Genomic DNA, 21385 nt, shown 5'->3' with positions numbered 1-21385 from the left:
GTGTCCGATCCGATCTGTTCAGCCCAGGCGTGGGCAAAAACGTCAGTGTAGGAAACGAGCGCCACGCTGAGAGCGCCCCGTTACCTGGGTCACAGACTGTATCGGTGTAGTTGGGAGTCACCGGGTGCGGGCGGCCGATCACCACGACAGGTCAGGAACCGTCTCGCCGCAGGACAGGCCGAGGTCGTGGGCGGGCAGTTCGACGGTCTCGCTGAGCGCAGCGGGATCCAGTGCCCAGCGGCGGGCGCGGTTGATCGCCCAGGAGGACCGGCAGCGCACCTCGGCGCCGCCGGCACGGGCCGCGACCTCGCCGACGCCGGGCCCCGAACACCGGCGCAGCATCTCGGTGACCGACAACCGCGGGAGCACGGCTCGGCCGGTCACGTCGATGACGAAGCGGCAGCGGCGCAGGACGTCGTCGGGTACCGCGCCGTGGTGGATCCTCTGGTCTTCGATTCCGATCTCGGCCGGCAGCTCGGGATCGTCGACCCAGACGCCGACGTCTTCGTGCAGGAAACAACCGAGGGTGCGGACCAGGGACGCCGCGGTGTGGCCGGCCGCAGCGATGCGCACTGCGACATCGGGCAGGGCGTAACACAATCCGTGGGTGCGGGCATCGGGGTCGGTGATCCGGCGCGCCAGCGCCAGCGCCTCTGTGTTCTTCTGCGTCGCCCGGACCCGCGCGCTGTGTTCGACGGCGGTGCGCTCGCCCCAGTCGGGGCCGTTGTGCCACGCCACCGCCTCGCGCGCGTGGTGCAGTACCGCGCCGCCGGCCAGTGCCCGGTGCGCGAATTCCCAGTCCTCGCCGCCGTACTGGGAAAACGATTCGTCGAAACCGCCGATATCATCGAAAAGCTCTTTGCTGCAACACATCACCGAACTGATGATGTACCGGTAGGACCGGTGGTCGACCCGCAGCAGATCACCGCTGCGGGTGTACTCGTTGCTAAGCCAGGTCGGTTCGGGTAGCTCCTGCGGCGCCCATCGGCCGGACCACCAACCGGGGAGGTCATCGGGGGCGGTGCGGCTCAGGTCGGCGTGGCGGCGCCGGCCGACCACCAGCGCCTCCGGCAGCACGGCGGGCAGGGCGACCAGGTGCCGCAGATATGACGGTTCCGGAACGGTGTCGGCGTCCAGGAAACACAGGATCTCGGCGTTGGCCGCCCGGGCTCCGAGGTTGCGCACTGCGGCGGCGCGGAAACCCAGATCGGGCTGGCGCACCACCTGGACTCGCCGCGGCACCGTCGGCGCCTGGGCCGACCCGTCGTCGGCGACGATCACCGTGAGCAGGTCGGGTGGATACTGCTGGGATTCCAGTGCCCGCAGTACGAGGTCCAGTTCTCGCTGTTGGTTGTAGTAGGGGATGACCACCGCCACCGATGGGGTACGCGCTCCGGCGTCGACGAGATCCCACCGGTTGCCCGGGACGGTGAAGCGACCCTGCGGCAACGGAATTGCGCGTGTCACCGGTGCCATGTCTGCAGTAGGTGGGCATACTGCGCCGCAGCGTCCGCCGCGGTCGGCGTGCAGACGACGGTCTCCGGCAACCAGGTGAGCTGGGGGTCGTCGAGTGCCCGTTTGATCGCGGTACGAAGACCCACCTCGGTGTCCGGATACAGTTCGAGCGCATCGGGATTGCGGCGCACCATCTCTTCGCTGTAGCGATTCACCGGGGCCAGCGGGCGGCGACCCGCGCTCAGCCAGCTGTTCAGTGAGCCCGACGCGGACACATGCCGGTGCGGTGCCACCGGCACGGTGACGTTGCGCAACGCCTCGGTCAGGCCGTCGCTGACATAGCCGGTCACGCGGAACCGCACGCCCAGATCGTGGGCCCGGGTCTCGAGTTCGGTGATCAGATCGGCATGCCCGTCGGAGGCCTGCCCGATGGCGACCAGTTCGACATCAGCGGCCAGATGTGCAATGGCGCTGAGTGTTTCCTGATGACCCTTACCGGGATAGACGTAGCCGAAGATGCCGACCGAGAGCTGCCCGGAAGCAACGGGTTTCGGGCGGGCTCCGGCCCGCACCGGAAGCGGCACCACCGCGACGCGCTCCGGCGCATAGGAGCCCAACAGCGCCCGCTCGTGCTCACTGCTGACCACGACGGCGTGCACGCCGTCGCACACCGCGGCGTAGGCCCTCATGCGCCGGGCGAAGTTGTGCCCGTCGGAGGGCTGGGGGAGATCATGCAGCGTCACGGTGACCCGACCGCCGGCGGCCACGGCCCGGGCGACGATCGCGCGCACCGTCGCAGCGGCGTCTTCGGGGGACGACCCGAACAGGCGGTCGGTGAACTGCAGATGCAGTGCCGAAGGTGCGGTCTCCCAAACCAATTCATCGTGGTGCTCGGCATGCCAGAGCAGTGAGGGGACGCCGTTGGCGCGCATGGCGTCGTGCAGTTCACTGCCGAACTGCACCACACCATGCTGCGATGGACCCACGATGAGATGGGTGACCGGCGTGCTCACGAGATCCTCGCCGCATCGAGGCCCAGGAGCTCCATCACCGGACCGTGTCGTTCGACGGCCAGGTCGATGTAGTCGGGATTGTCCTGATACCACCGCAATTGGGCTTCGTGAACCTGCTGCGGCGTTATCTCGTCGTCGTCGACCCGCCACTGATCACGTGGGGGTGCGCTGATGCCGTGCGCACGCAGCACCCTTTCCTCCAGGGGTGCGTACACCGAGGACAGAAGCGGCCGTGGTGGGGCGGCCGGTGTCGCGGCGACATCCCGGAGTGCGAGGATGCGCGATGCCAGATCCACCAACACCGGGTTGCCGGGGTGGTTGATGGTGTGGGCGGCGTCGGCGCCATGCCGCAGCAGTACGTCGGAGACACCGACATCGGTATCGCGCGCTTCCCGTCGGGCCAGCTCGGCCACACTGGCCTCGGCGACGGCGCGGATGGCCTCGGCGCCGACCTCGACATCCCACGGGTCCCCGACGCCGAGGCCGTCGCGTGCGGCGACCAGCGTGCGCAGGTCGTGGTAGGGCACCACCGGCGGGGTGACCGACCGGTCGGCGGGATGACGGACGATCACCTGGAATGGATAGAGCCCCGCGTAGCGGATCACCGGCCAGCGGACCACCGCGGCTTCCGGCCGCAGCGCAGCAGTCAGGTCCGCGGTCCCGATCGGCAGATCACGGTAGTTCTGCCGGATCGGCTGACTGATCAGAACCGCGGTGTCGGCCAGCAGTGTCCGCAGGAACGGCAGGTCGCCGGCCTCCAGTTCGTGCACCGGGGGCATCCGGGCGGTGCGGTAGGGCCGGTCGGGAACACCGTCCAGGACCCGACGCAGCGCCTCGGCCTGGCAATTGCCGACTACCAGCCACAGCGGCCTGTCCTCCGGCTGCGGGGTTCCCGGCGGCCGGTAGAAGTCGCGATAGTGCCACGTGCGGCCGAGGTCGGAGCTCACCACCGCAAGCGTAGATGCCGAGGCTGCGGGGTATAGGTGACCGGTGATTTCGCTGGCATCGGTACCCGCCGGGCACTCGTACGTACACGCCGTGCTCGACCCCGAGCACATTGCCCTGCTGTCCGATCCGGTACCGCCGGGGGCCACGGTGCCGGGTCAGTGGTGGCCGCCACGTCTGCTGGACCCGACTTTCCTGGCCGAACACATCGGAGACATCGACGTCCTGCACGTCCACTTCGGTTTCGACGCGACGCCTCCGGACGCTCTGCGCGCGGTGGCGGCGGTGCTGCGCGAGCACCAGGTGCCGTTGGTGGTGACGGTTCACGATCTGGACAACCCGCACTTTCGCGACCCGGCCGAGCATCGGGAGCGGCTCGGGGTGCTGATCTCAGAGGCATCCGAGGTGATCACCCTGACCGCTGGGGCGGCCGCCGAGGTGCAACGCCGGTGGGGTCGCACCTGTGTGGTGCTGCCGCATCCGCCGGTACTGCCGCTGGACGACATCGGCGCACCGCGCGGCCGGCGCAGCGAACCGGTGGTCGCCCTCCACGCCAAGGCGCTGCGGGCCAACATCGACCCATGGCCCGTGCTCGATGCGTTGCTCGCCGAAGACCGCGCAGGGTGGCGGTTGCGCCTCGACGTCGACGTCGAGGCGTTGCGCTCGCCGCGCTCGGCCGAAGCGGCGGCGACCCGCCTGGACCGGTATTCCGCTGCGGGCGTTGATGTTCGGGTGCACCCGAGGTTCACCGACGCCGAGCTGTGCGAGTACCTGCAGGAAATCGACGTCATGGTGCTGCCCTACCGGTTCGGCACCCACTCCGGGTGGGTGGAGGCGTGCTACGACGCCGGCGTGTGTGCGGTGGTGCCCGACTGTGGCTATTTCTCGCAGCAACAGGACTTCCCGGTCTACCACTACAACCGCAGCGAGCTCGGCACGGAAAGCCTGCTGCGCGCGGTCGACGCAGCACTGACAGGCGAACGGCTGTCCGGGGCCGAGGTGCGCGCCCAACGCCATCAGTTGAGCGCACATCTGCGGACCCAGATCACCGGCGTCTACCGCCGGCTGCTCAGCGCCGCGAGCGTGGCATGAGCGCCGAGACTTCGGGGTATGGAGGTGGCATGCCGAACCAGACGCAACCCGCCAGCAAGTTCGACGCACCGATCTCCAGCTGGGAGGACATCCCGGGGTGGTTCCAGTGGCGCGACGGGCAGAGCGAAGCGGTGGCCCACTTCCCGGACGGCAGCCGGTTCGTCGAGGTGGGCGTCTACCTGGGGAAAAGCCTGTGCTCGCTGGCGGATGTGGTGACCGCAGGCGGCCGCGACATCACGGTGCTGGGAGTCGACACCTGCCGGGGGAGCGGGCCGGAAGGTGTCAGCGATGTCGACGCGCACGGCCCCGCGGTGGAACACGGTGCCGGCACCATGGCCGGACTGTTGCACCGCAACGTCATCGCCTGCGGTGCGGCCGACACCGTGCAGATCCTGATCTCCGATTCGCTGAGTGCGGCCGCGTTGTTCCCCGATGAGTCGCTGACGTGGGTGCATCTGGACGCCCGCCATGATTACGACAGTGTCGTCGCCGACATCACCGCGTGGCGGCCCAAGGTGGTTCCCGGCGGATGGCTCTCCGGTGACGACTACGACGAGTACGCCTGGCCTGGTGTGGTGGCCGCGGTGCGCGACACTCTTCCGCAGGCGCAGCCCTGGTCGACCAACCAGTGGCGCGTCACCTTGTAGCCTGCCAGAGTTAAATTCGCCGTGAGTCCTACTCTGGCCTCACCGCCCACCGGCCTCTTTAATCGCCCTGTGCCTGGGACATCGGTCGTCGACTGCTGCTGTTGCTGACGCGCCTTAGCGCCAACAGCCCCTCCTTTTCAGTGCACAGAAAGTCGATCCGTGTCCGTATTCGTTGACATCACGCCCGACGAAGCCGCCTCACCGTCCTCGCCGCCGCGAACCTCGGCCGCGGGCAAGTGGAAAGGCCGACTGACCCGCGCGGCGCTGCCGCTGCTCTCGGTGCTCGTGTTCTTCGTCGTCTGGCAGCTCGTCGCACTGGCCGGGATCTGGAACCAGACCTTCGTGCCCTACCCGAGTACCGTCTGGAAAGCGTTCGTCGACGTCTCCACCACCCACGACGGGGTCCGCGGATACGCGGGCTACCTGCTGTGGGAGCACCTCTACATGACGTTGCGCCGTGTGCTCGTCGGCGTGGTGATCGGCGTCGTACTCGGCGTGCTTCTGGGTCTGCTGATGGGATCGATCAGCTGGGTCCGCAGTGTGCTGGAGCCGTGGCTGACCTTCCTGCGCGCCCTGCCGCCGCTGGCCTACTTCTTCCTTCTCGTCATCTGGCTCGGCATCGACGAGGCGCCCAAGATCACGCTGCTGGCCCTGGCCGCACTGCCGCCGGCAGCCGTGGCCACCACCGCCGCCGTCGTCGCGGCACCGGTCGGACTGCAAGAGGCGGCCCGCGCCCTCGGGGCCAGCCGCGCCGAAGTCATCCGCGACGTGGTGGTGCCCTCGGCGCTGCCCGAGACGTTCACCGGCATCCGGCTGGCGGTCGGCATGGCCTACTCCTCGGTGGTGGCCGCCGAGTTGTTCAACGGCATCCCGGGAATCGGCGGGCTGGTCAAAGACGCCAGCAACTACAACAACACCCCCGTCGTGCTGGTCGGGATCTTCGCCATCGGGATCTCGGGTCTGATCATCGACAGCCTGCTTCGCGCCCTCGAGCGGCGCGCTGTTCCTTGGAGAGGGAAAATATGAAACTGAAAGCACTGGTTGCGGCGTTGGCCGTCTCGACCCTCGGGCTTGCCGGCTGCGCGGTGGACAACTCCGGCCAGGACACCGAGAAGCAGACCATTCGCCTTGCGTACCAGACCTTTCCGAGCGGCGACCTGATCGTCAAGAACAACAAGTGGCTCGAAGAGGCGCTGCCGGACTACAACATCAAGTGGACGAAGTTCGACTCCGGTGCCGATGTCAACACCGCCTTCATCGCCAAGGAGCTCGACTTCGGCGCCATCGGGTCGAGCCCGGTGGCCCGCGGGTTGTCGGCGCCGCTGAACATCCCCTACCAGGTGGCCTTCGTGCTCGACGTGGCCGGCGACAATGAGGCCCTGGTCGCGCGTAATGAGAGTGGTGTCAACACCATTCCGGAACTGCGTGGCAAGCGCATCGCCACGCCGTTCGCCTCTACCGCGCACTACAGCCTGCTGGCCGCACTCGACCAGAACGGCCTGACACCCGCCGACGTCCAGCTCGTCGACCTGCAGCCGCAGGCCATCCTGGCGGCGTGGGAGCGCGGTGACATCGACGCGGCCTACACCTGGCTGCCCACTCTGGACCAGCTGCGCACCACCGGCAAGGACCTGATCACCAGCCGCCAGTTGGCCAAGGACGGCAAGCCCACCCTCGATCTGGGGGTGGTGTCCACCGAATTCGCCGAAGCCCATCCCGAGGTGGTCGACATCTGGCGGCAGCAGGAGGCCCGCGCCCTCGATGTCATCAAGAACGATCCCGAGGCCGCGGCCAAGGCGATCGCCGCCGAAATCGGTTTGACCCCTGAGGAAACCGCCGAGCAGATCAAGCAGGGTGTCTACTTGACTCCCGACGAGGTGGCCTCTGCCGAATGGCTGGGCACCGACGGAGCGACAGGCAACATCGCCGCCAATCTGCAGAGCGCCTCGGAGTTCCTGGCTTCGCAGCAGCAGATCCCGGAGGCCGCGCCGCTGGAGACCTTCCAGAAAGCCATCTACACCAAGGGTCTTCCGGATGCCCTCAAGCAGTAGCGCGACCGATGGCGCTGTGCGCATCCACAATGTGAGCCACCGCTACGGCCACGGCGGCAACGAGGTGACCGCCTTGGGGCCAGTGGATCTCGATGTCGAGCCCGGCGCGTTCCTGGTGCTGGTGGGCGCGTCGGGTTGCGGTAAGAGCACCCTGTTGCGGCTGATCGCCGGCTTCGAGCAGCCCTCGGAAGGCAAGGTGGCGGTCTCCGGTGCGCCGCCCACCCCCGGCGTGAGCGCAGGCGTGGTGTTCCAACAGCCGCGGCTGTTCCCGTGGCGCACCGTCGGCGGCAACATCGATCTCGCGCTCAAGTACGCAAAGGTGCCGCGGGACAGAAGGGCTCAGCGCCGCGACGAACTGCTGGAGCGGGTCGGGCTGGAAGGCACTGCGGGCCGCAAGATCTGGGAGATCAGTGGCGGCCAGCAGCAGCGCGTGGCGATCGCCCGGGCACTGGCCGCCGAGACCCCGCTGTTCCTGCTCGACGAGCCGTTCGCGGCCCTCGATGCGTTGACCCGGGAACGGCTGCAGGAAGACGTCCGTCAGGTCAGTGCCGAATCGGGCCGCACCACGGTGTTCGTCACCCACAGCGCCGATGAGGCGGCGTTCCTCGGGTCGCGGATCGTGGTGCTGACCCGCCGGCCCGGGCAGGTGGCTCTCGACATCCCGGTGGATCTGCCGCGTACGGGTGTTGATCCCGACGACCTGCGCCGCTCGCCGGAGTACGCCGACCTGCGTGCCGAGGTGGGGCGTGCGGTGAAAGCGGCCGCCGCCTAACGACGCCCAAACTCACGTTTGGGCCCACTTGTGCGAGTGCGATCCGTCCAAACGTCGGATTCGACGCGTGACGGGTCGGCAGGGTGCTGGGGGCAGCATCCTCACTCGCGACCGCCGAGACCGACGAAATGCCGGACCGCACTCGAACTTTCGGGCCCGTGTGTCGGTTTGGGCGGTAATCAGGCGGGGGTCAGACCAGGTCGATGACTTCGGCGATGGACGGCAGGATGCGGCCAGGGCGGAAAGGGTAGCGGTCGATCTCGGCTTCGGAGGTCGAACCCGTCAGCACCAGGATGGTGTCCAAACCGGCTTCGATACCGGCCACCACGTCGGTGTCCATCCGGTCGCCGATCATCGTCGTCTGCTCCGAATGCGCCTCGATCCGGTTGAGCGCACTGCGGAACATCATCGGGTTGGGCTTGCCGACGAAGTACGGCTCACGCCCGGTTGCCTTGGTGATCAACGCGGCCACCGAACCTGTTGCGGGAAGCGGACCTTCGGCGGACGGACCGGTGACATCGGGATTGGTGGCGATGAAGCGGGCGCCCGCACCGATCAACCGGATGGCCTTCGTGATCGCCTCGAAGGAGTAGGTCCGGGTCTCGCCGAGCACCACGAAGTCCGGCCCGACATCGGTCAGGGTGTAGCCGACGTCGTGCAGCGCCGTGGTCAGGCCGGCTTCGCCGATGCAGTAGGCGGACCCGCCCGGCAGCTGGCTGTGCAGGAAGGTGGCGGTGGCCAGCGCGGAGGTCCAGATGGCCTCCTCGGGCACGATCAGGCCCGAGCGGGCCAACCGCGCGGCCAGGTCGCGCTGGGTGAAGATCGAGTTGTTGGTCAGGACCAGGAAGGGGCGGTTCTTGTCGACGAGCCGCTGCAGGAATTCGGCAGCGCCGGGAAGCGCGTGTTCTTCACGAACCAGCACACCGTCCATGTCGGTGAGCCAGCATTGGGTGGGTGCCCGCACGTCCTCGACGGTTCTAGACCGGGGGATAGGCCGGGGGTGGGTAGACGCCGCGCAGTGCCCATGGGAACCACGAGAAGAAGTACTCGATCTCGTCGCTCGCGTCGTAATCCGGGTTCGGATCCATCAGATGCCTCCCAGCGGTACCGGTGTTTGCAGTGTAGTCACGGGACGTATCGGAACAACACACATCGGTCCGAAACCACGATGGGGATAAACTAGCCAACCAACTGATTGATTGGCGCGGCCACCGGCGGCGTCGTAAGCAGAGAGTGAACCATGGCATCAGAAAACGGGCTGACCCGCCGCGAGGAGCTGCTGGCCGTCGCCACCAAGCTGTTCGCCGCCCGTGGCTACCACGGCACTCGGATGGATGATGTGGCCGACGTCGTGGGACTGAACAAGGCCACCGTCTACCACTATTACGCCAGCAAGTCGCTGATCCTCTACGACATCTACCAGCGTGCGGCCGACAACACGCTGGCCGCGGTGCACGACGACCCCTCGTGGACCGCGCGCGAGGCGCTGTACCAGTACACCGTGCGATTGCTGACGCAGATCGCGGCCAATCCCGAGGGGGCGGCGGTGTACTTCCAGGAGCAGCCCTACATCAGCGAGTGGTTCACCGAAGAACAGGTCGCCGAGATCAAGGAGAAGGAAACCCAGGTCTACGAGCATGTCCATGGTCTGATCGACCGGGGCATCGCCAGCGGCGAGTTCTACGAGTGCGATTCGCATGTCCTGGCCCTGGGCTACATCGGCATGACACTGGGCGCCTACCGATGGCTGCGGCCGCACGGTCGCCGGTCGGCCGAGGGTATCGCCGCCGAGTTCAGCACCGCCCTGCTGCGCGGCCTGATCCGCGACGAGAAGATCCGCGTCGAGTCGCCGCTGGGCGGAAGCACCGAAAGCGCGCCTCGCTAGGATCGCGCCTATGCCACTGGTGAGCAAGACGGTCGAGGTCACCGCCGAGGAATCTCTGATCCTGGCCATCGTCAAGGACTTCGAGGCCTACCCGCAGTGGAACGAGGAGATCAAGGGCTGCTGGATCCTGCACCGCTACGACGACGGGCGGCCGAGCCAGCTTCGGCTCGACACCGTGGTGCAGGGCAACGAGGGCACCTACATCCAGGCGGTGTACTACCCGCAGCCCAACCAGATCCAGACGGTGATGCAGCAGGGTGATCACTTCTCCAAGCAGGAGCAGATCTTCTCCGTCGTCGGGATGGGGCCGGTGTCGTTGCTCACCGTCGACATGGACGTCGAGGTGGACCTGGCGGTACCGGTGCCGGCCATGATGGTGAAAAAGGTGGTCAACGAGGCCCTCGATCACCTGGCGAACAATCTGAAGGCCCGCGCCGAGCAGCTCGCATCAGCCCGGTCGACGGAACCCGGCCAGGGTTAGTCCCAGATCCCGCTGCGCTCCAGCACCGCGGTGAGTCGGGTGGCGCCGTCGGTGAACTGCCAGGTGGTGTGATCCACGGCCGCGGTGACGTCACGCGCACGCAGTGCGGCGATCAGCTTGCGGTGGTTGTCCACCGCGTCGGCGCCCCAGCCCGGGTCGGCGGCGTACAGCAGTGCCGGCATGGACCGGGCCACGTGCAGCAGGAACCAGGCGAGTTTGATGCGGCCCGCGGCCCGGTTGAACGCGCGGTGGAAGGCGAATTCCGCGGCCACCACGGCTTCGGAGTCGGCGGAGGAGACCGCCTCGGCGAGGTTGTCGGTGAGGCGCTCGAGCTCGTCGATGTCCTCGTCGGTGATCCGGCGGGTGGCGCTGGTGGCCAGTTCGCGCGCCATCGTGGATTGCAGCCAGAAGATGTCCTCGATGTCCTGGCGGGTCATCGGGAGTACGACGTAGCCGCGGTGCGGCTCGAGGCGGACCATGCCTTCGCCGCGCAGGGTCAGCAGCGCTTCCCGGACCGGGGTGATGCTCACACCGAGTTGGGCGGCGGTCTCGTCCAGCCGGATGAAGGTGCCGGGTTTCAGGGCCCCTGACATGATCTCGGCGCGCAGCCGCCCGGCGACTTCGTCGGAGAGTTGGGTGCGCCGAACGCCCCGCCGCGCTTTGGCCTCGACTCGTGCGTTCACCGTGTCCCTCGGACTCCTGATCGATCTCGACTACCGGGGTTGTCTGACAGCCGTCCACGATTTACTGTGACCCGGACAACACAATGTTTGATCAAATGTAAGATCCACGCAAGTCGGATCGCCGTGACATGGATCGCTGAAGGAGCGTCATCGTTGACCGCACAGTTGGACGGGCAGACGATCAACCACACCCCCGCCACGCAGCCTTACCTCGCCCGCCGGCAGAACTGGATCACCCAACTGGCCCGGCATGCGCTGATGCAGCCGGACAAACCCGCACTGCGCTTCCTGGGCCGCACCACCACGTGGGCTGAGCTCGACGCCCGGGTGAGCGCACTGGCCGACGCCCTGGCGCGCCGCGGGGTCCGCGCGGGTGACCGGGTGATGATCTTGATGCTCAACCGCACCGAGTTCATCGAATCCTTCCTCGCCGCCAACATGCTCGGCGCCATCGCGGTGCCGGTGAATTTCCGGCTGACCCCGCCCGAGATCGCGTTCCTGGTCTCGGACTGCGACGCGCGTGTGGTCATCACCGAACCGGTGCTGGCCCCCGTCGCCACCGGCGTGCGGGATCTCGCGCCGGCCCTCGAGACCGTCGTGGTCGCAGGCGCTCCCACCGACGACGGCGTCCTCGGTTACGAGGACCTGATCGCCGAAGAGGGCGAGCCCCACGACGTGGTGGACGTGCCCAACGACAGTCCCGCACTGATCATGTACACCTCGGGGACCACCGGCCGGCCCAAGGGCGCCGTGCTCACCCACACCAACCTCACCGGCCAGACGATGACGGGGCTCTACACCAACGGCGCCGACATCAACAACGATGTCGGCTTCATCGGGGTGCCGCTGTTCCACATCGCGGGGATCGGCAACATGCTCAGCGGGCTGACCCTGGGCATCCCGACCGTGGTCAACCCGTTGGGCGCGTTCGACCCGGACCAGTTGCTCGACGTACTGGAATCCGAGAAGGTCACCGGCATCTTCCTGGTGCCGGCGCAGTGGCAGGCGGTCTGCGCCGCGCAGAAGGCCAAGCCGCGGGACCTGCGCCTGCGGGTGATGTCCTGGGGTGCCGCACCCGCCTCGGACACCCTGCTGCGTCAGATGTCGGAGACGTTCCCCGACACCTTGATCCTGGCGGCGTTCGGCCAGACCGAGATGTCGCCGGTGACGTGCATGCTGCTGGGGGAGGACGCCATTCGCAAGCTCGGCTCGGTGGGCAAGGTGATCCCGACCGTCGCCGCCCGGGTGGTCGACGAGGACATGAACGACGTCCCGGTGGGCGAGGTCGGCGAGATCGTCTATCGTGCACCGACTCTGATGGCGGGCTATTGGAACAACCCGGATGCGACGGCCGAGGCCTTCGCCGGAGGGTGGTTTCATTCCGGTGACCTGGTCCGAATGGACGAAGAGGGTTACGTCTGGGTGGTCGACCGGAAGAAGGACATGATCATCTCCGGCGGTGAGAACATCTACTGCGCCGAGGTGGAGAACGTCCTGGCAAGTCATCCGTCGATCGTGGAGGTGGCGGTGATCGGGCGCCGTCACGAGAAGTGGGGTGAAGTCCCTGTTGCCGTGGCGGCTGTCAGCGAATCGACCCTGCGGTTGGAGGATCTGGAGGAGTTCCTCAACGACCGGTTGGCCAGGTACAAGCACCCGCGCGGTCTGGAGATCGTGGACGCCCTGCCCCGCAATCCCGCTGGCAAAGTGTTGAAGACGGAGTTGCGGACTCGGTTCAGCGCCGAGCCAAAACCTGATTCTGGTGCCGAAAAGCCCTGACACGGGCCGTTTCTCGAACGAGATTCTAATTGCTGACGGGGGTGCAAAATTTGCGCTCGTGACGGAGAAGGGTTAATCGGGCCGATGCGATGCACGCCCCCGGCGCCATCGGGTACATTCCTGTGGTCCGTCTTACTACTCGTGAGTAGGGAGACGGACGACACTTACTCCGGGTCGGGCCGAGGAGAGAGCGTGCCAGATAGCTCGTCGTGTGAGCGAGCGGTGTTTCAGCGAGCCCGCGTGGACCACGAAGCCCCCATGATCCCGGTGGCAGCGTGACGGCCTCGACCGGCGGCCTGACGGGCTATGTGCGCGAGCAGCTGCGTACGCCGCTGGAACTCGTCGGCGGCTTCTTCCGGATGTGTGTGCTCACCGGCAAAGCGCTGCTGCGCCCGTTCGAATGGCGCGAGTTCATCGAGCAGAGCTGGTTTCTGATGCGCGTGGCGTTCCTGCCCACCGTCGCCGTCTCGATCCCACTGACCGTGCTCATCATCTTCACGCTCAACATCCTGTTGGCGGAGTTCGGTGCCGCCGACGTCTCCGGAGCCGGCGCCGCGCTGGGCGCGGTCACCCAGCTGGGTCCGTTGGTGACGGTGCTCGTGGTCGCGGGTGCGGGGTCGACGGCCATCTGCGCCGACCTGGGCGCGCGCACCATCCGTGAGGAGATCGACGCCCTCGAGGTCCTCGGTATCGACCCGATCCACCGTCTGGTGGTTCCGCGCGTCGTCGCGTCGACGTTCGTCGCCTTCCTGCTCAACGGTGCCGTCATCACCATCGGACTGGTCGGCGGCTTCATCTTCGGCGTCTACATCCAGAACGTCTCCGCCGGCGCCTACGTGTCCACCCTGACACTCGTCACCGGCCTGCCCGAAGTGCTGATCTCCGTGGTCAAGGCGTTGACCTTCGGGCTGATCGCCGGACTGGTCGGGTGTTATCGCGGCCTGACGGTCGCCGGTGGCGCCAAGGGGGTGGGCACCGCGGTCAACGAGACGCTGGTGCTCTGCGTGGTGGCGCTGTTCGCGGTCAACGTCGTGCTTACCACCATCGGCGTCAAGTTCGGAACGGGGAGCTGACATGTCGACAACACAAGTCCTCCGGGGCCGCTTCCCCCGCGCCTATGACAACGCCGGCCGGTTCGTCGCCTCGCCGGCTCGGTTCCTGGAGTCCGTCGGTCAGGTCGCGTGGTTCGTCATCACCGCCATCGGCTCGATCGGGCACGCCTTACGGTTCTACCGCCGCGAGGTGCTGCGGCTGATCGCCGAAATCGGTATGGGCACAGGCGCAATGGCAGTCATCGGTGGCACTGTCGCCATCGTCGGTTTCGTGACGCTCTCCGGCGGTTCGCTGATCGCCATCCAGGGATTCGCGTCACTGGGCAACATCGGTGTCGAGGCGTTCACCGGATTCTTCGCCGCACTGGTCAACGTACGCATCGCCGCTCCGGTGGTGGCGGGCCAGGCGCTTGCCGCGACGGTGGGCGCCGGTGCCACCGCGGAACTGGGTGCCATGCGCATCAGCGAAGAAGTCGACGCGCTGGAAGTCATGGGCATCAAATCGATCTCGTACCTGGTGTCCACCCGGATCCTGGCCGGATTCGTGGTGATCATCCCGCTGTACGCGATGGCGATCATCATGAGCTTCCTGTCGGCACAAGTCACCACCACGTTCTTCTACGGGCAGTCGATCGGCACCTATGAGCACTACTTCCGCACCTTCCTGCGGCCCGATGACGTCATGTGGTCGTTCGTGCAGGCCATCATCATCTCGGTCATCGTGATGCTGAACCACTGCTACTACGGCTACAACGCCAGCGGCGGCCCGGTCGGGGTGGGAGAGGCCGTCGGCCGGTCCATGCGGGCCTCGCTGGTCCTGATCGTCGTCGTCGTCCTGTTGGCATCGTTGGCGCTCTACGGCGTCGACCCGAACTTCAACCTGACGGTGTAGCCATGACCGCACCCGGACAAGTCACGTCGCCCCAGAACGCCAGTCGCACTCCGCCGTTCAAGATCGCGGGTCTGGCCCTGCTGGTCATCACCGCGGTGGTGGTCACCATGGTCTACATCCAGTTCCGTGGTGGGTTCACCAAGACCACCGAGCTCACCCTGGTGTCCGACCGCGCCGGTCTGGTGATGGACCCCGGCTCCAAGGTCACCTACAACGGCGTCGAGATCGGCCGCGTCGCCAAGGTGAATCCGCTGGAGCGCGACGGCACCACCCAGGCTCAGCTCACCCTGGACGTCGATCCCCGCTACCTCGACCTGATCCCGGCCAATGTCAACGCCGACATCCAGGCGACGACGGTCTTCGGCAACAAGTACGTGTCGTTCACCTCGCCCGAGAACCCGGAGTCGGCCCGCATCACGTCCTCCGACGTCATCGACGTGTCCGGTGTGACAACCGAATTCAACACGCTGTTCGAAACCATCACGTCGATCTCCGAGCAGGTGGACCCGGTCAAGCTGAACCTGACCCTGTCGGCCACCGCGGAGGCGTTGACCGGACTGGGCAGCAAGTTCGGCGACTCGCTGGTCAGCGGCAACACCATCCTCGACGACATCAACCCGCGGATGCCGCAGCTCCGCTACGACGTCCAGCGGTTGGCCGACCTGGCCGACGTGTACAGCTCGGCGGCACCCGATCTGTTCGATTCGCTGGACAACGCCGTGTTCACCGCCCGCACGCTCAACGAGCAGCGGGGCGATCTGGATGCCGCGCTGCTGGCGGCGGTGGGCTTCGGCAACACCGGCGGGGATGTCTTCGAGCGGGCCGGGCCCTTCCTGGTGCGCGGTGCCGAGGACCTGGTTCCCACCGCCCGCACCCTGAACGAATACAGCCCCGCGCTGTTCTGCACCGTGCGCAACTACGCCACCGTCGCCCCGAAAGTGGCGGCGTCGCTTGGTGGCAACGGCTACTCGCTGAACACCAACACCACCTTCCTCGGTGCGGAGAACCCTTACGTGTATCCCGACAACCTGCCCCGGGTGAACGCCAAGGGCGGGCCCGGCGGTGCACCCGGCTGCTGGCAGGAGATCACCCGTGAGCTGTGGCCCGCGCCGTATCTCGTGATGGACACCGGCGCCTCGATCGCGCCGTACAACCACTTCGAACTGGGCCAGCCGATCCTCACTGAGTACGTGTGGGGACGCCAAGTCGGGGAGAACACGATCAACCCATGAAAATCACTGGTACTGCGATAAAGCTCGGCGCCTTCTCGTTGGTGCTGCTGCTGTTCACGGCGGTCATCGTCATCGTCTTCGGTCAGATCCGCTTCGATCGAACCAGTGGCTACTCCGCAGAGTTCGCCAATGCCAGCGGATTACGGGCCGGCCAGTTCGTCCGGGCCTCCGGCGTCGAGGTCGGCAAGGTGTCGAAGGTGCAGCTGCTCGACGGAGGCCAGCGTGTCCGTGTCGATTTCGACGTCGACCGCACGCTTCCGCTGTACCAGTCCACCACCGCGCAGATCCGCTACCAGGACCTGATCGGCAACCGCTACCTGGAGTTGCAGCGCGGTCAGGGCGAGGGCGCCGACCGGGTGCTGCCGCCGGGCGGTTTCATTCCGCTGGCCCGCACCACACCCGCACTGGATCTGGACGCGCTCATCGGCGGCTTCAAGCCGTTGTTCCGGGCACTGGACCCGGACAAGGTGAACAACATCGCCCAATCCATCATCACGGTGTTCCAGGGTCAGGGCGGCACCATCAACGACATCCTGAACCAGACCGCGCAACTGACCAACGCGCTGGCCGATCGTGACCAGGCCATCGGCGAGGTGATCACCAACCTGAACACCGTCCTGGCCACCACGGTCAAGCATCAGAAGGAGTTCGACCAGACGGTCAACGACTTCGAGGTGCTGATCACCGGACTCAAGAACCGGGCCGACCCGCTGGCCGAGTCGGTGGCCGACATCAGCAACGCCGCAGGCACTCTCGGCGACCTGCTGGCCGACAACCGGCCGGTGCTCAAGGAGACAATCGGGCATCTGGAGACCATCCAGCAGCCACTGATCGACGAGCAGGCCCAGGTCGAGGACACCCTGACGAAGGTGCCGAACGCACTGAAGATCATCGGCCGCGCCGGTGGCGTCTACGGCGACTTCTTCAACTTCTACCTGTGCGATCTGAACCTGAAGCTCAACGGCCTGCAGCCCGGCGGACCGGTTCGCACGGTCAAGGTGTTCACCCAGCCGACGGGTAGGTGCACACCACGATGAGAGCACTGGAAGGGTCCAGCCGCGCCAAGAGCGGCATCATGGGTGTCCTCATCCTGGTGCTGATCGTCGGGATCGGGCAGAGTTTCGCCAACGTGCCGATGATCTTCGCGCAGCCGGTCTACTACGGGTTGTTCAGCGATTCCGGTGGCCTCAACGTCGGGGACAAGGTTCGCATCGCCGGCACCGATGTGGGCCAGGTCGAGAGCCTGGCCATCGACGGGGACCACGTCAAGATGGGGTTCTCGTTGGGCGGCAACGAGATCGGCACCGATTCACGGCTGGCGATCCGGACCGACACGATCCTGGGCAAGAAGGTGCTCGAGATCGAGCCGCGCGGCACCGAGACCCTGCGGTCCTCGGGCATCCTGCCGATCGGGCAGAGCACCACGCCCTACCAGATCTACGACGCGTTCTTCGATGTCACCAAGGCCGCGGCCGGCTGGGACATCGAAACCGTCAAGCAGTCGCTGAACGTGTTGAGCGAGACCATCGATCAGACTTCGCCGAACCTGTCCGCCGCACTCGACGGTGTGGCCCGGTTCTCCGACACCATCGGTAAGCGCGACGAGCAGTTCAAACAGCTGCTGGCCAATGCCAACAAGGTGGCCGGCGTTCTCGGCGACCGCAGCGAGCAGATCAACCAGCTGCTGCTCAATTCGCGGACCCTGCTGGCCGGCATCAACGAACGCGGACAGGCCATCGACTACCTGCTGGAGAACGTGTCGCAGGTGTCGCGTCAGTTCCAGGGGCTGATCAACGACAACCCGAACCTGAACAAGGTGGTCGAGCAGTTGCAGACCGTCAGCGGGATCCTCGAGCGGCACAAGTTCGACCTGCAGGACTCGCTGTCCACCCTGAGCAAGTTCACCGCGTCGCTGGCCGAAGCCATCGGCTCGGGACCGTACTTCAAGGTGATCCTGATCAATCTGCTTCCCGGACAGGCGGTTCAGCCGTTCATCGACGCCGCGTTCAAGAAGCGCGGTATCGATCCCGAACAGTTCTGGCGCAACGCCGGCCTGCCCGCCTTCCAGTTCCCGGATCCGAACGGGCAGCGCCAACCCAACGGGGCTCCGCCGCCGGCGCCGCGGGTGCTCGAAGGCACGCCCGACTTCCCGGGACCCGCGGTGCCCAAGGGCTCGCCGTGTTCGTACACGCCGCCGGCAGACGGCATCCCGTCACCGGCCGACCCGTTGCCGTGTGCCGACCTGACCGTCGGTCCGTTCGGGGACAACCCGTACGGCCCCAATTACAGCGGGCCGGTCGGGGTTCAGACCTCGGCGCCCAATCCCGACGCGCCGCCTCCGGCTCCCGGGCTGCCGATCGCCGGTGAGCCCGGCGCCCCGGTGCCGACGGTGCCGGGTGTGCCCGGCCCGCCGCTGCAGCAGGGTCCGCCCGGGGCGCGCACCATCCCGGTCGGCCCGCCGCCGGGTCCGGGACCGGTGCCCGTACCCGTACCTCCGGTGCCGCCCCCGCCCGCGCCGGTACCCGGTCCGGGACAACAGCTCTCGCCCAACACGGTGGCGCCGTTGCCCGGCAACCCGCCACTGGTCATCCCGTCCACCACGATCGACAGCACGGGAGGTTAAGCGATGTCCACCATCTTCAACGTGCGCAACATGAAGCTGCCGCACGTCTCCCGGATGGCCGTCATCATCGGCGCGCTGGTGATCGTGCTCGGCTTGGTCGGCGCGATCGCCGGGTGGCAGCTGTACAAGAAGCTCACCTACAACACCGTCGTCGCCTACTTCCCGCAAGCCCTGGCGCTGTATCCCGGTGACAAGGTGCAGATCATGGGTGTGAAGGTCGGCTCGATCGACAGCATCGAACCGGCAGGCGACCGGATGAAGGTCACCTTCAGCTACCAGAACAAGTACAAGGTGCCCGCCGATGCCACCGCATCGATCCTGAACCCCAGCCTGGTGGCCTCGCGCACCATCCAGCTGTCCCCGGCCTACACCGGCGGCCCGGAGCTGGAGAACGACGCCGTCATCCCGCTGGAGCGCACTCAGGTCCCGGTGGAATGGGACGATCTGCGCAACCAGATCACCGACATCGTCTCGCAGTTGGGGCCGACGCCCGAGCAGCCCAAGGGTCCGTTCGGTGACGTCATCGAATCGTTCGCCGACGGGCTGGCCGGCAAGGGCGAGCAGATCAACACCACCCTCAACGCCCTGTCGGAGTCCATCACCGCACTGAACCAGGGGCGCGGTGACTTCTTCGCCGTCGCCAAGAGCCTGGCGCTGTTCGTCAACGCGCTGCACCAGAGCGATCAGCAGTTCGTCGAGCTCAACAGCAACCTGGCCGAGTTCACCAACTCCTTCAGCAACAGCGACCAGGAGCTGGCCACCGCGCTCAAGGACATCGACGGATTGCTCACCACCGCACAGCAATTCATCAACGACAACGGCAGCGAGCTGTCGACCAGCATCAACAACCTGGCCAGTACCACCAACGCGATCCTGCAGCCGGAACCCCGCGACGGTCTGGAGACCGCGCTGCACATCTTCCCCAACCTGGCCGCCAACCTGGTGAACATCTACGAACCGACGCACGGTTCGCTGAGCGCCATCCCGGTCGTGGCCAGCTTCGCCAACCCGCTGCAGTTCATCTGCAGCTCCATCCAGGCGGGTAGCCGGTTGGGCTACCAGGAATCCGCGGAACTGTGCGCGCAGTACCTGGCGCCGGTGCTGGATGCCATCAAGTTCAACTTCCCGCCGTTCGGCGTGAACCAGTTCTCCACGGCGGCAACCCTGCCCAAGTACGTGGCGTACTCCGAGCCGCGGCTGCAGCCGCCGCCGGGGTACAAGGACACCACCGTGCCCGGTGTGTGGTCGCGCGACACCCTGTTCAGCCATGGCAACCACGAGCCGGGCTGGATCGTGGCGCCGGGTATGCAGGGGCTGCAGGTGCAGCAGTTCACCAAGAACATGCTGACCCCGGACTCGTTGGCGGCGTTGATGGGTGGGCCCGACCCGGCCACCGTCCCGCCGGCCGGGCCCCGGGGCGGTGCGGTGCCCAACGCCTACGACGAGACCAATCCGCTTCCGCCGCCGTGGTATCCGCAGCCGGGCCCGCCGCCTGCTCCCGCTCCGGACGTGATCCCCGGCCCGCTGCCGCTGTCGCAGCAGGTCCCTGGTCCGGCGCCGGCCGCACCCGCACCCGCCCAGCCCGCCCCGCCGGGGCCACCCTTGCCAGCTGAAGTGGGAGCCCGCTGATGCGAATCCTCACGATCTCCAGGCGGGTGGCGTGGCGCGCCCTGGTGCTGTCCGTACTCGCGATGACGCTGGCGTCGTGCGGCTGGCGCGGGGTGGCCAACGTGCCGCTGCCCGGCGGTCCCGGCACCAGTGGCGACAAGATGACCGTCTACGTGCAGATGCCGGACACGTTGGCGCTCAACGTCAACAGCCGGGTTCGGGTCGCCGATGTCTTCGTCGGCTCGGTCCGCAAGATCGAGCTGGTGAACTGGGTCGCCACCTTGACCCTGGACATCGACCCGAGCGTGAAGTTGCCCGAGAACGCCACGGCGCGCATCGGCCAGACCAGCCTGTTGGGCACGCAGCATGTGGAACTGGCTGCACCGGAAGAGGATCCGTCGTCGCAGCCGTTGCGCAGCGGTGACACCATCCCACTACAGAACGCTTCGGCGTATCCGACCACCGAGCGCACGCTGGCCAGCATCGCCACCGTGCTGCGCGGCGGTGGGATCCCGAACCTCGAGGTGATCCAGACCGAGGTCAACAACATCCTGGACGGCAACGCCGAGCAGATCCGGGCGTTCCTCGGCAAGCTCGACGTCTTCACCGAGCAGCTCAACCAGCAGCGCGAAGATCTCACCCGGGCCATCGATTCCACCAACGAGTTGCTGACCATCGTCGCCAATCGCAATGACACCCTGGATCGGGTTCTCACGGAATTCCCGCCGCTGATCAAGTATTTCGCCGACCAGCGCGACCTGTTCGCCGACGCCGTGACGTCACTCGGGCGGTTCAGCCGGGCCACCGACGAAAGCCTGTCGGCGGCGCGGGGCAACCTCGAGACCAACCTGGAGCTGCTGCAGCGGCCGCTCAAGCAGCTCGGCCGGGCCTCTCCCTATCTGGCCGGTGCCCTCGAGCTCATCCTGACCGCTCCGTTCGCCATCGACAACGTGCCGAAGGTGGTGCGTGGTGACTACATCAACACCTCGGCGACCTTCGATCTCACGCTGAGCACCCTGGACAACGCGTTCCTGACCGGCACCGGCTTCTCGGGTGCGCTGCGCGCGCTGGAGCAGGCCTGGGGTCGCGACGTGAACCAGATGATCCCCGACGTCCGCTACACACCGAATCCGAACTCGGTACCGGGCGGACCGCTGGTGGAGCGGGGTGAATAGGCG

The 21385-nt window shown here is 66.8% G+C and carries 21 protein-coding genes; 15 read left to right on the top strand and 6 right to left on the bottom strand.

Annotated elements, in window-relative coordinates; all coding sequences use genetic code 11:
• Nucleotides 1-138: 138 nt before the first annotated feature.
• From AC3A6P_RS18700 to AC3A6P_RS18690, 3 genes are read right to left on the bottom strand one after another with little or no spacing between them, the layout of a single operon-like run.
• Complete coding sequence (locus tag AC3A6P_RS18700) at nucleotides 139-1476, bottom strand: glycosyltransferase (RefSeq protein WP_487693160.1); 1338 nt, start codon at nucleotides 1474-1476, stop codon at nucleotides 139-141.
• Nucleotides 1464-2468, bottom strand: a complete 1005-nt coding sequence (locus AC3A6P_RS18695; protein WP_487693159.1) for a glycosyltransferase — start codon at nucleotides 2466-2468, stop codon at nucleotides 1464-1466. Before AC3A6P_RS18695 ends, AC3A6P_RS18700 begins: the two co-directional genes overlap by 13 nt.
• Nucleotides 2465-3415: a WcbI family polysaccharide biosynthesis putative acetyltransferase gene (locus AC3A6P_RS18690; protein WP_487693158.1), complete on the bottom strand. Its 951-nt coding sequence runs from the start codon at nucleotides 3413-3415 to the stop codon at nucleotides 2465-2467. The genes AC3A6P_RS18695 and AC3A6P_RS18690 overlap by 4 nt, the downstream gene beginning before the upstream one ends.
• 43 nt (nucleotides 3416-3458) lie before the next feature.
• Here AC3A6P_RS18690 and AC3A6P_RS18685 point away from each other — a divergent pair, with 43 nt between their 5' ends.
• The 5 genes from AC3A6P_RS18685 to AC3A6P_RS18665 all read left to right on the top strand — a co-directional run bounded on the left by AC3A6P_RS18685 (nucleotide 3459) and on the right by AC3A6P_RS18665 (nucleotide 7975).
• Nucleotides 3459-4505: a glycosyltransferase gene (locus AC3A6P_RS18685; RefSeq protein WP_487693157.1), complete on the top strand. Its 1047-nt coding sequence runs from the start codon at nucleotides 3459-3461 to the stop codon at nucleotides 4503-4505.
• Between the two features lie 29 nt (nucleotides 4506-4534).
• On the top strand, nucleotides 4535-5152 hold the full coding sequence (locus AC3A6P_RS18680; protein ID WP_487693156.1) for a class I SAM-dependent methyltransferase: 618 nt from the start codon (nucleotides 4535-4537) through the stop codon (nucleotides 5150-5152).
• Between the two features lie 159 nt (nucleotides 5153-5311).
• Nucleotides 5312-6178, top strand: a complete 867-nt coding sequence (locus tag AC3A6P_RS18675; protein WP_487693155.1) for an ABC transporter permease — start codon at nucleotides 5312-5314, stop codon at nucleotides 6176-6178.
• Nucleotides 6175-7203 carry a taurine ABC transporter substrate-binding protein gene (locus AC3A6P_RS18670; protein WP_487693154.1) on the top strand — a complete coding sequence of 343 codons (1029 nt, stop codon included), beginning with the start codon at nucleotides 6175-6177 and terminating at the stop codon, nucleotides 7201-7203. Before AC3A6P_RS18675 ends, AC3A6P_RS18670 begins: the two co-directional genes overlap by 4 nt.
• On the top strand, nucleotides 7187-7975 hold the full coding sequence (locus AC3A6P_RS18665; protein ID WP_487693153.1) for an ABC transporter ATP-binding protein: 789 nt from the start codon (nucleotides 7187-7189) through the stop codon (nucleotides 7973-7975). The genes AC3A6P_RS18670 and AC3A6P_RS18665 overlap by 17 nt, the downstream gene beginning before the upstream one ends.
• Nucleotides 7976-8165: 190 nt before the next feature.
• On the opposite strand, the gene AC3A6P_RS18660 is transcribed toward AC3A6P_RS18665, so the two are convergent.
• Both AC3A6P_RS18660 and AC3A6P_RS18655 read right to left on the bottom strand, forming a co-directional pair.
• On the bottom strand, nucleotides 8166-8939 hold the full coding sequence (locus AC3A6P_RS18660; RefSeq protein ID WP_487693152.1) for an HAD-IIA family hydrolase: 774 nt from the start codon (nucleotides 8937-8939) through the stop codon (nucleotides 8166-8168).
• A gap of 13 nt (nucleotides 8940-8952) precedes the next feature.
• Entirely contained in the window at nucleotides 8953-9066 is a 114-nt protein-coding gene (locus AC3A6P_RS18655; protein WP_442929088.1) for a hypothetical protein, read from the bottom strand.
• Nucleotides 9067-9215: 149 nt separating this feature from the next.
• Here AC3A6P_RS18655 and AC3A6P_RS18650 point away from each other — a divergent pair, with 149 nt between their 5' ends.
• On the top strand, nucleotides 9216-9860 hold the full coding sequence (locus AC3A6P_RS18650) for a TetR/AcrR family transcriptional regulator (protein WP_487693151.1): 645 nt from the start codon (nucleotides 9216-9218) through the stop codon (nucleotides 9858-9860).
• Nucleotides 9861-9870: 10 nt separating this feature from the next.
• Complete coding sequence (locus AC3A6P_RS18645; RefSeq protein WP_487693150.1) at nucleotides 9871-10341, top strand: SRPBCC family protein; 471 nt, start codon at nucleotides 9871-9873, stop codon at nucleotides 10339-10341.
• Here AC3A6P_RS18645 and AC3A6P_RS18640 read toward each other — a convergent pair.
• Nucleotides 10338-11024, bottom strand: coding sequence for a GntR family transcriptional regulator (locus AC3A6P_RS18640; protein ID WP_487693149.1), 687 nt, complete (start codon nucleotides 11022-11024; stop codon nucleotides 10338-10340). The genes AC3A6P_RS18645 and AC3A6P_RS18640 overlap by 4 nt on opposite strands.
• A 153-nt stretch (nucleotides 11025-11177) precedes the next feature.
• Between AC3A6P_RS18640 and fadD5 the strand changes: the two genes are divergently transcribed.
• From fadD5 to AC3A6P_RS18600, 8 genes are all read left to right on the top strand, one after another.
• Nucleotides 11178-12800, top strand: a complete 1623-nt coding sequence (gene fadD5 / locus AC3A6P_RS18635) for a fatty-acid--CoA ligase FadD5 (protein ID WP_487693148.1) — start codon at nucleotides 11178-11180, stop codon at nucleotides 12798-12800.
• Between the two features lie 275 nt (nucleotides 12801-13075).
• Nucleotides 13076-13873 (top strand): MlaE family ABC transporter permease, encoded by a 798-nt coding sequence (locus tag AC3A6P_RS18630; RefSeq protein ID WP_487693147.1) that lies wholly within the window; start codon nucleotides 13076-13078, stop codon nucleotides 13871-13873.
• Between the two features lies 1 nt (nucleotide 13874).
• Nucleotides 13875-14744, top strand: coding sequence for an MlaE family ABC transporter permease (locus tag AC3A6P_RS18625; protein ID WP_487693146.1), 870 nt, complete (start codon nucleotides 13875-13877; stop codon nucleotides 14742-14744).
• 2 nt (nucleotides 14745-14746) lie between these two features.
• The gene (locus AC3A6P_RS18620) at nucleotides 14747-15976 is read left to right on the top strand and encodes an MCE family protein (RefSeq protein WP_487693145.1); all 1230 of its coding nucleotides are present in this window, start codon (nucleotides 14747-14749) and stop codon (nucleotides 15974-15976) included.
• A complete protein-coding gene (locus AC3A6P_RS18615; RefSeq protein ID WP_487693144.1) occupies nucleotides 15973-17013 on the top strand; it encodes a virulence factor Mce family protein in 1041 nt (346 codons plus the stop codon). Before AC3A6P_RS18620 ends, AC3A6P_RS18615 begins: the two co-directional genes overlap by 4 nt.
• Nucleotides 17010-18599, top strand: a complete 1590-nt coding sequence (locus AC3A6P_RS18610) for an MCE family protein (RefSeq protein WP_487693143.1) — start codon at nucleotides 17010-17012, stop codon at nucleotides 18597-18599. The genes AC3A6P_RS18615 and AC3A6P_RS18610 overlap by 4 nt, the downstream gene beginning before the upstream one ends.
• Nucleotides 18600-18602: 3 nt before the next feature.
• The gene (locus tag AC3A6P_RS18605; RefSeq protein WP_487693142.1) at nucleotides 18603-20228 is read left to right on the top strand and encodes a virulence factor Mce family protein; all 1626 of its coding nucleotides are present in this window, start codon (nucleotides 18603-18605) and stop codon (nucleotides 20226-20228) included.
• On the top strand, nucleotides 20228-21382 hold the full coding sequence (locus AC3A6P_RS18600) for a virulence factor Mce family protein (RefSeq protein WP_487693141.1): 1155 nt from the start codon (nucleotides 20228-20230) through the stop codon (nucleotides 21380-21382). Before AC3A6P_RS18605 ends, AC3A6P_RS18600 begins: the two co-directional genes overlap by 1 nt.
• Nucleotides 21383-21385: the final 3 nt, after the last annotated feature.

This window comes from Mycobacterium sp. Soil_C_30 (assembly GCF_057656995.1).
Note: the sequence above shows the minus strand (reverse complement) of the source record. Positions and strands in the feature narration are given on the sequence as shown.

Coding starts and splice junctions, on each gene's coding strand:
- AC3A6P_RS18610 (WP_487693143.1), top strand. CDS start 17,010: ATGAGAGCACTGGAAGGGTCCAGCCGCGCCAAGAGCGGCATCATGGGT.
- AC3A6P_RS18700 (WP_487693160.1), bottom strand. CDS start 1,476: ATGGCACCGGTGACACGCGCAATTCCGTTGCCGCAGGGTCGCTTCACC.
- AC3A6P_RS18665 (WP_487693153.1), top strand. CDS start 7,187: ATGCCCTCAAGCAGTAGCGCGACCGATGGCGCTGTGCGCATCCACAAT.
- AC3A6P_RS18615 (WP_487693144.1), top strand. CDS start 15,973: ATGAAAATCACTGGTACTGCGATAAAGCTCGGCGCCTTCTCGTTGGTG.
- AC3A6P_RS18645 (WP_487693150.1), top strand. CDS start 9,871: ATGCCACTGGTGAGCAAGACGGTCGAGGTCACCGCCGAGGAATCTCTG.
- AC3A6P_RS18680 (WP_487693156.1), top strand. CDS start 4,535: ATGCCGAACCAGACGCAACCCGCCAGCAAGTTCGACGCACCGATCTCC.
- AC3A6P_RS18605 (WP_487693142.1), top strand. CDS start 18,603: ATGTCCACCATCTTCAACGTGCGCAACATGAAGCTGCCGCACGTCTCC.
- AC3A6P_RS18600 (WP_487693141.1), top strand. CDS start 20,228: ATGCGAATCCTCACGATCTCCAGGCGGGTGGCGTGGCGCGCCCTGGTG.
- AC3A6P_RS18620 (WP_487693145.1), top strand. CDS start 14,747: ATGACCGCACCCGGACAAGTCACGTCGCCCCAGAACGCCAGTCGCACT.
- AC3A6P_RS18650 (WP_487693151.1), top strand. CDS start 9,216: ATGGCATCAGAAAACGGGCTGACCCGCCGCGAGGAGCTGCTGGCCGTC.
- AC3A6P_RS18625 (WP_487693146.1), top strand. CDS start 13,875: ATGTCGACAACACAAGTCCTCCGGGGCCGCTTCCCCCGCGCCTATGAC.
- AC3A6P_RS18670 (WP_487693154.1), top strand. CDS start 6,175: ATGAAACTGAAAGCACTGGTTGCGGCGTTGGCCGTCTCGACCCTCGGG.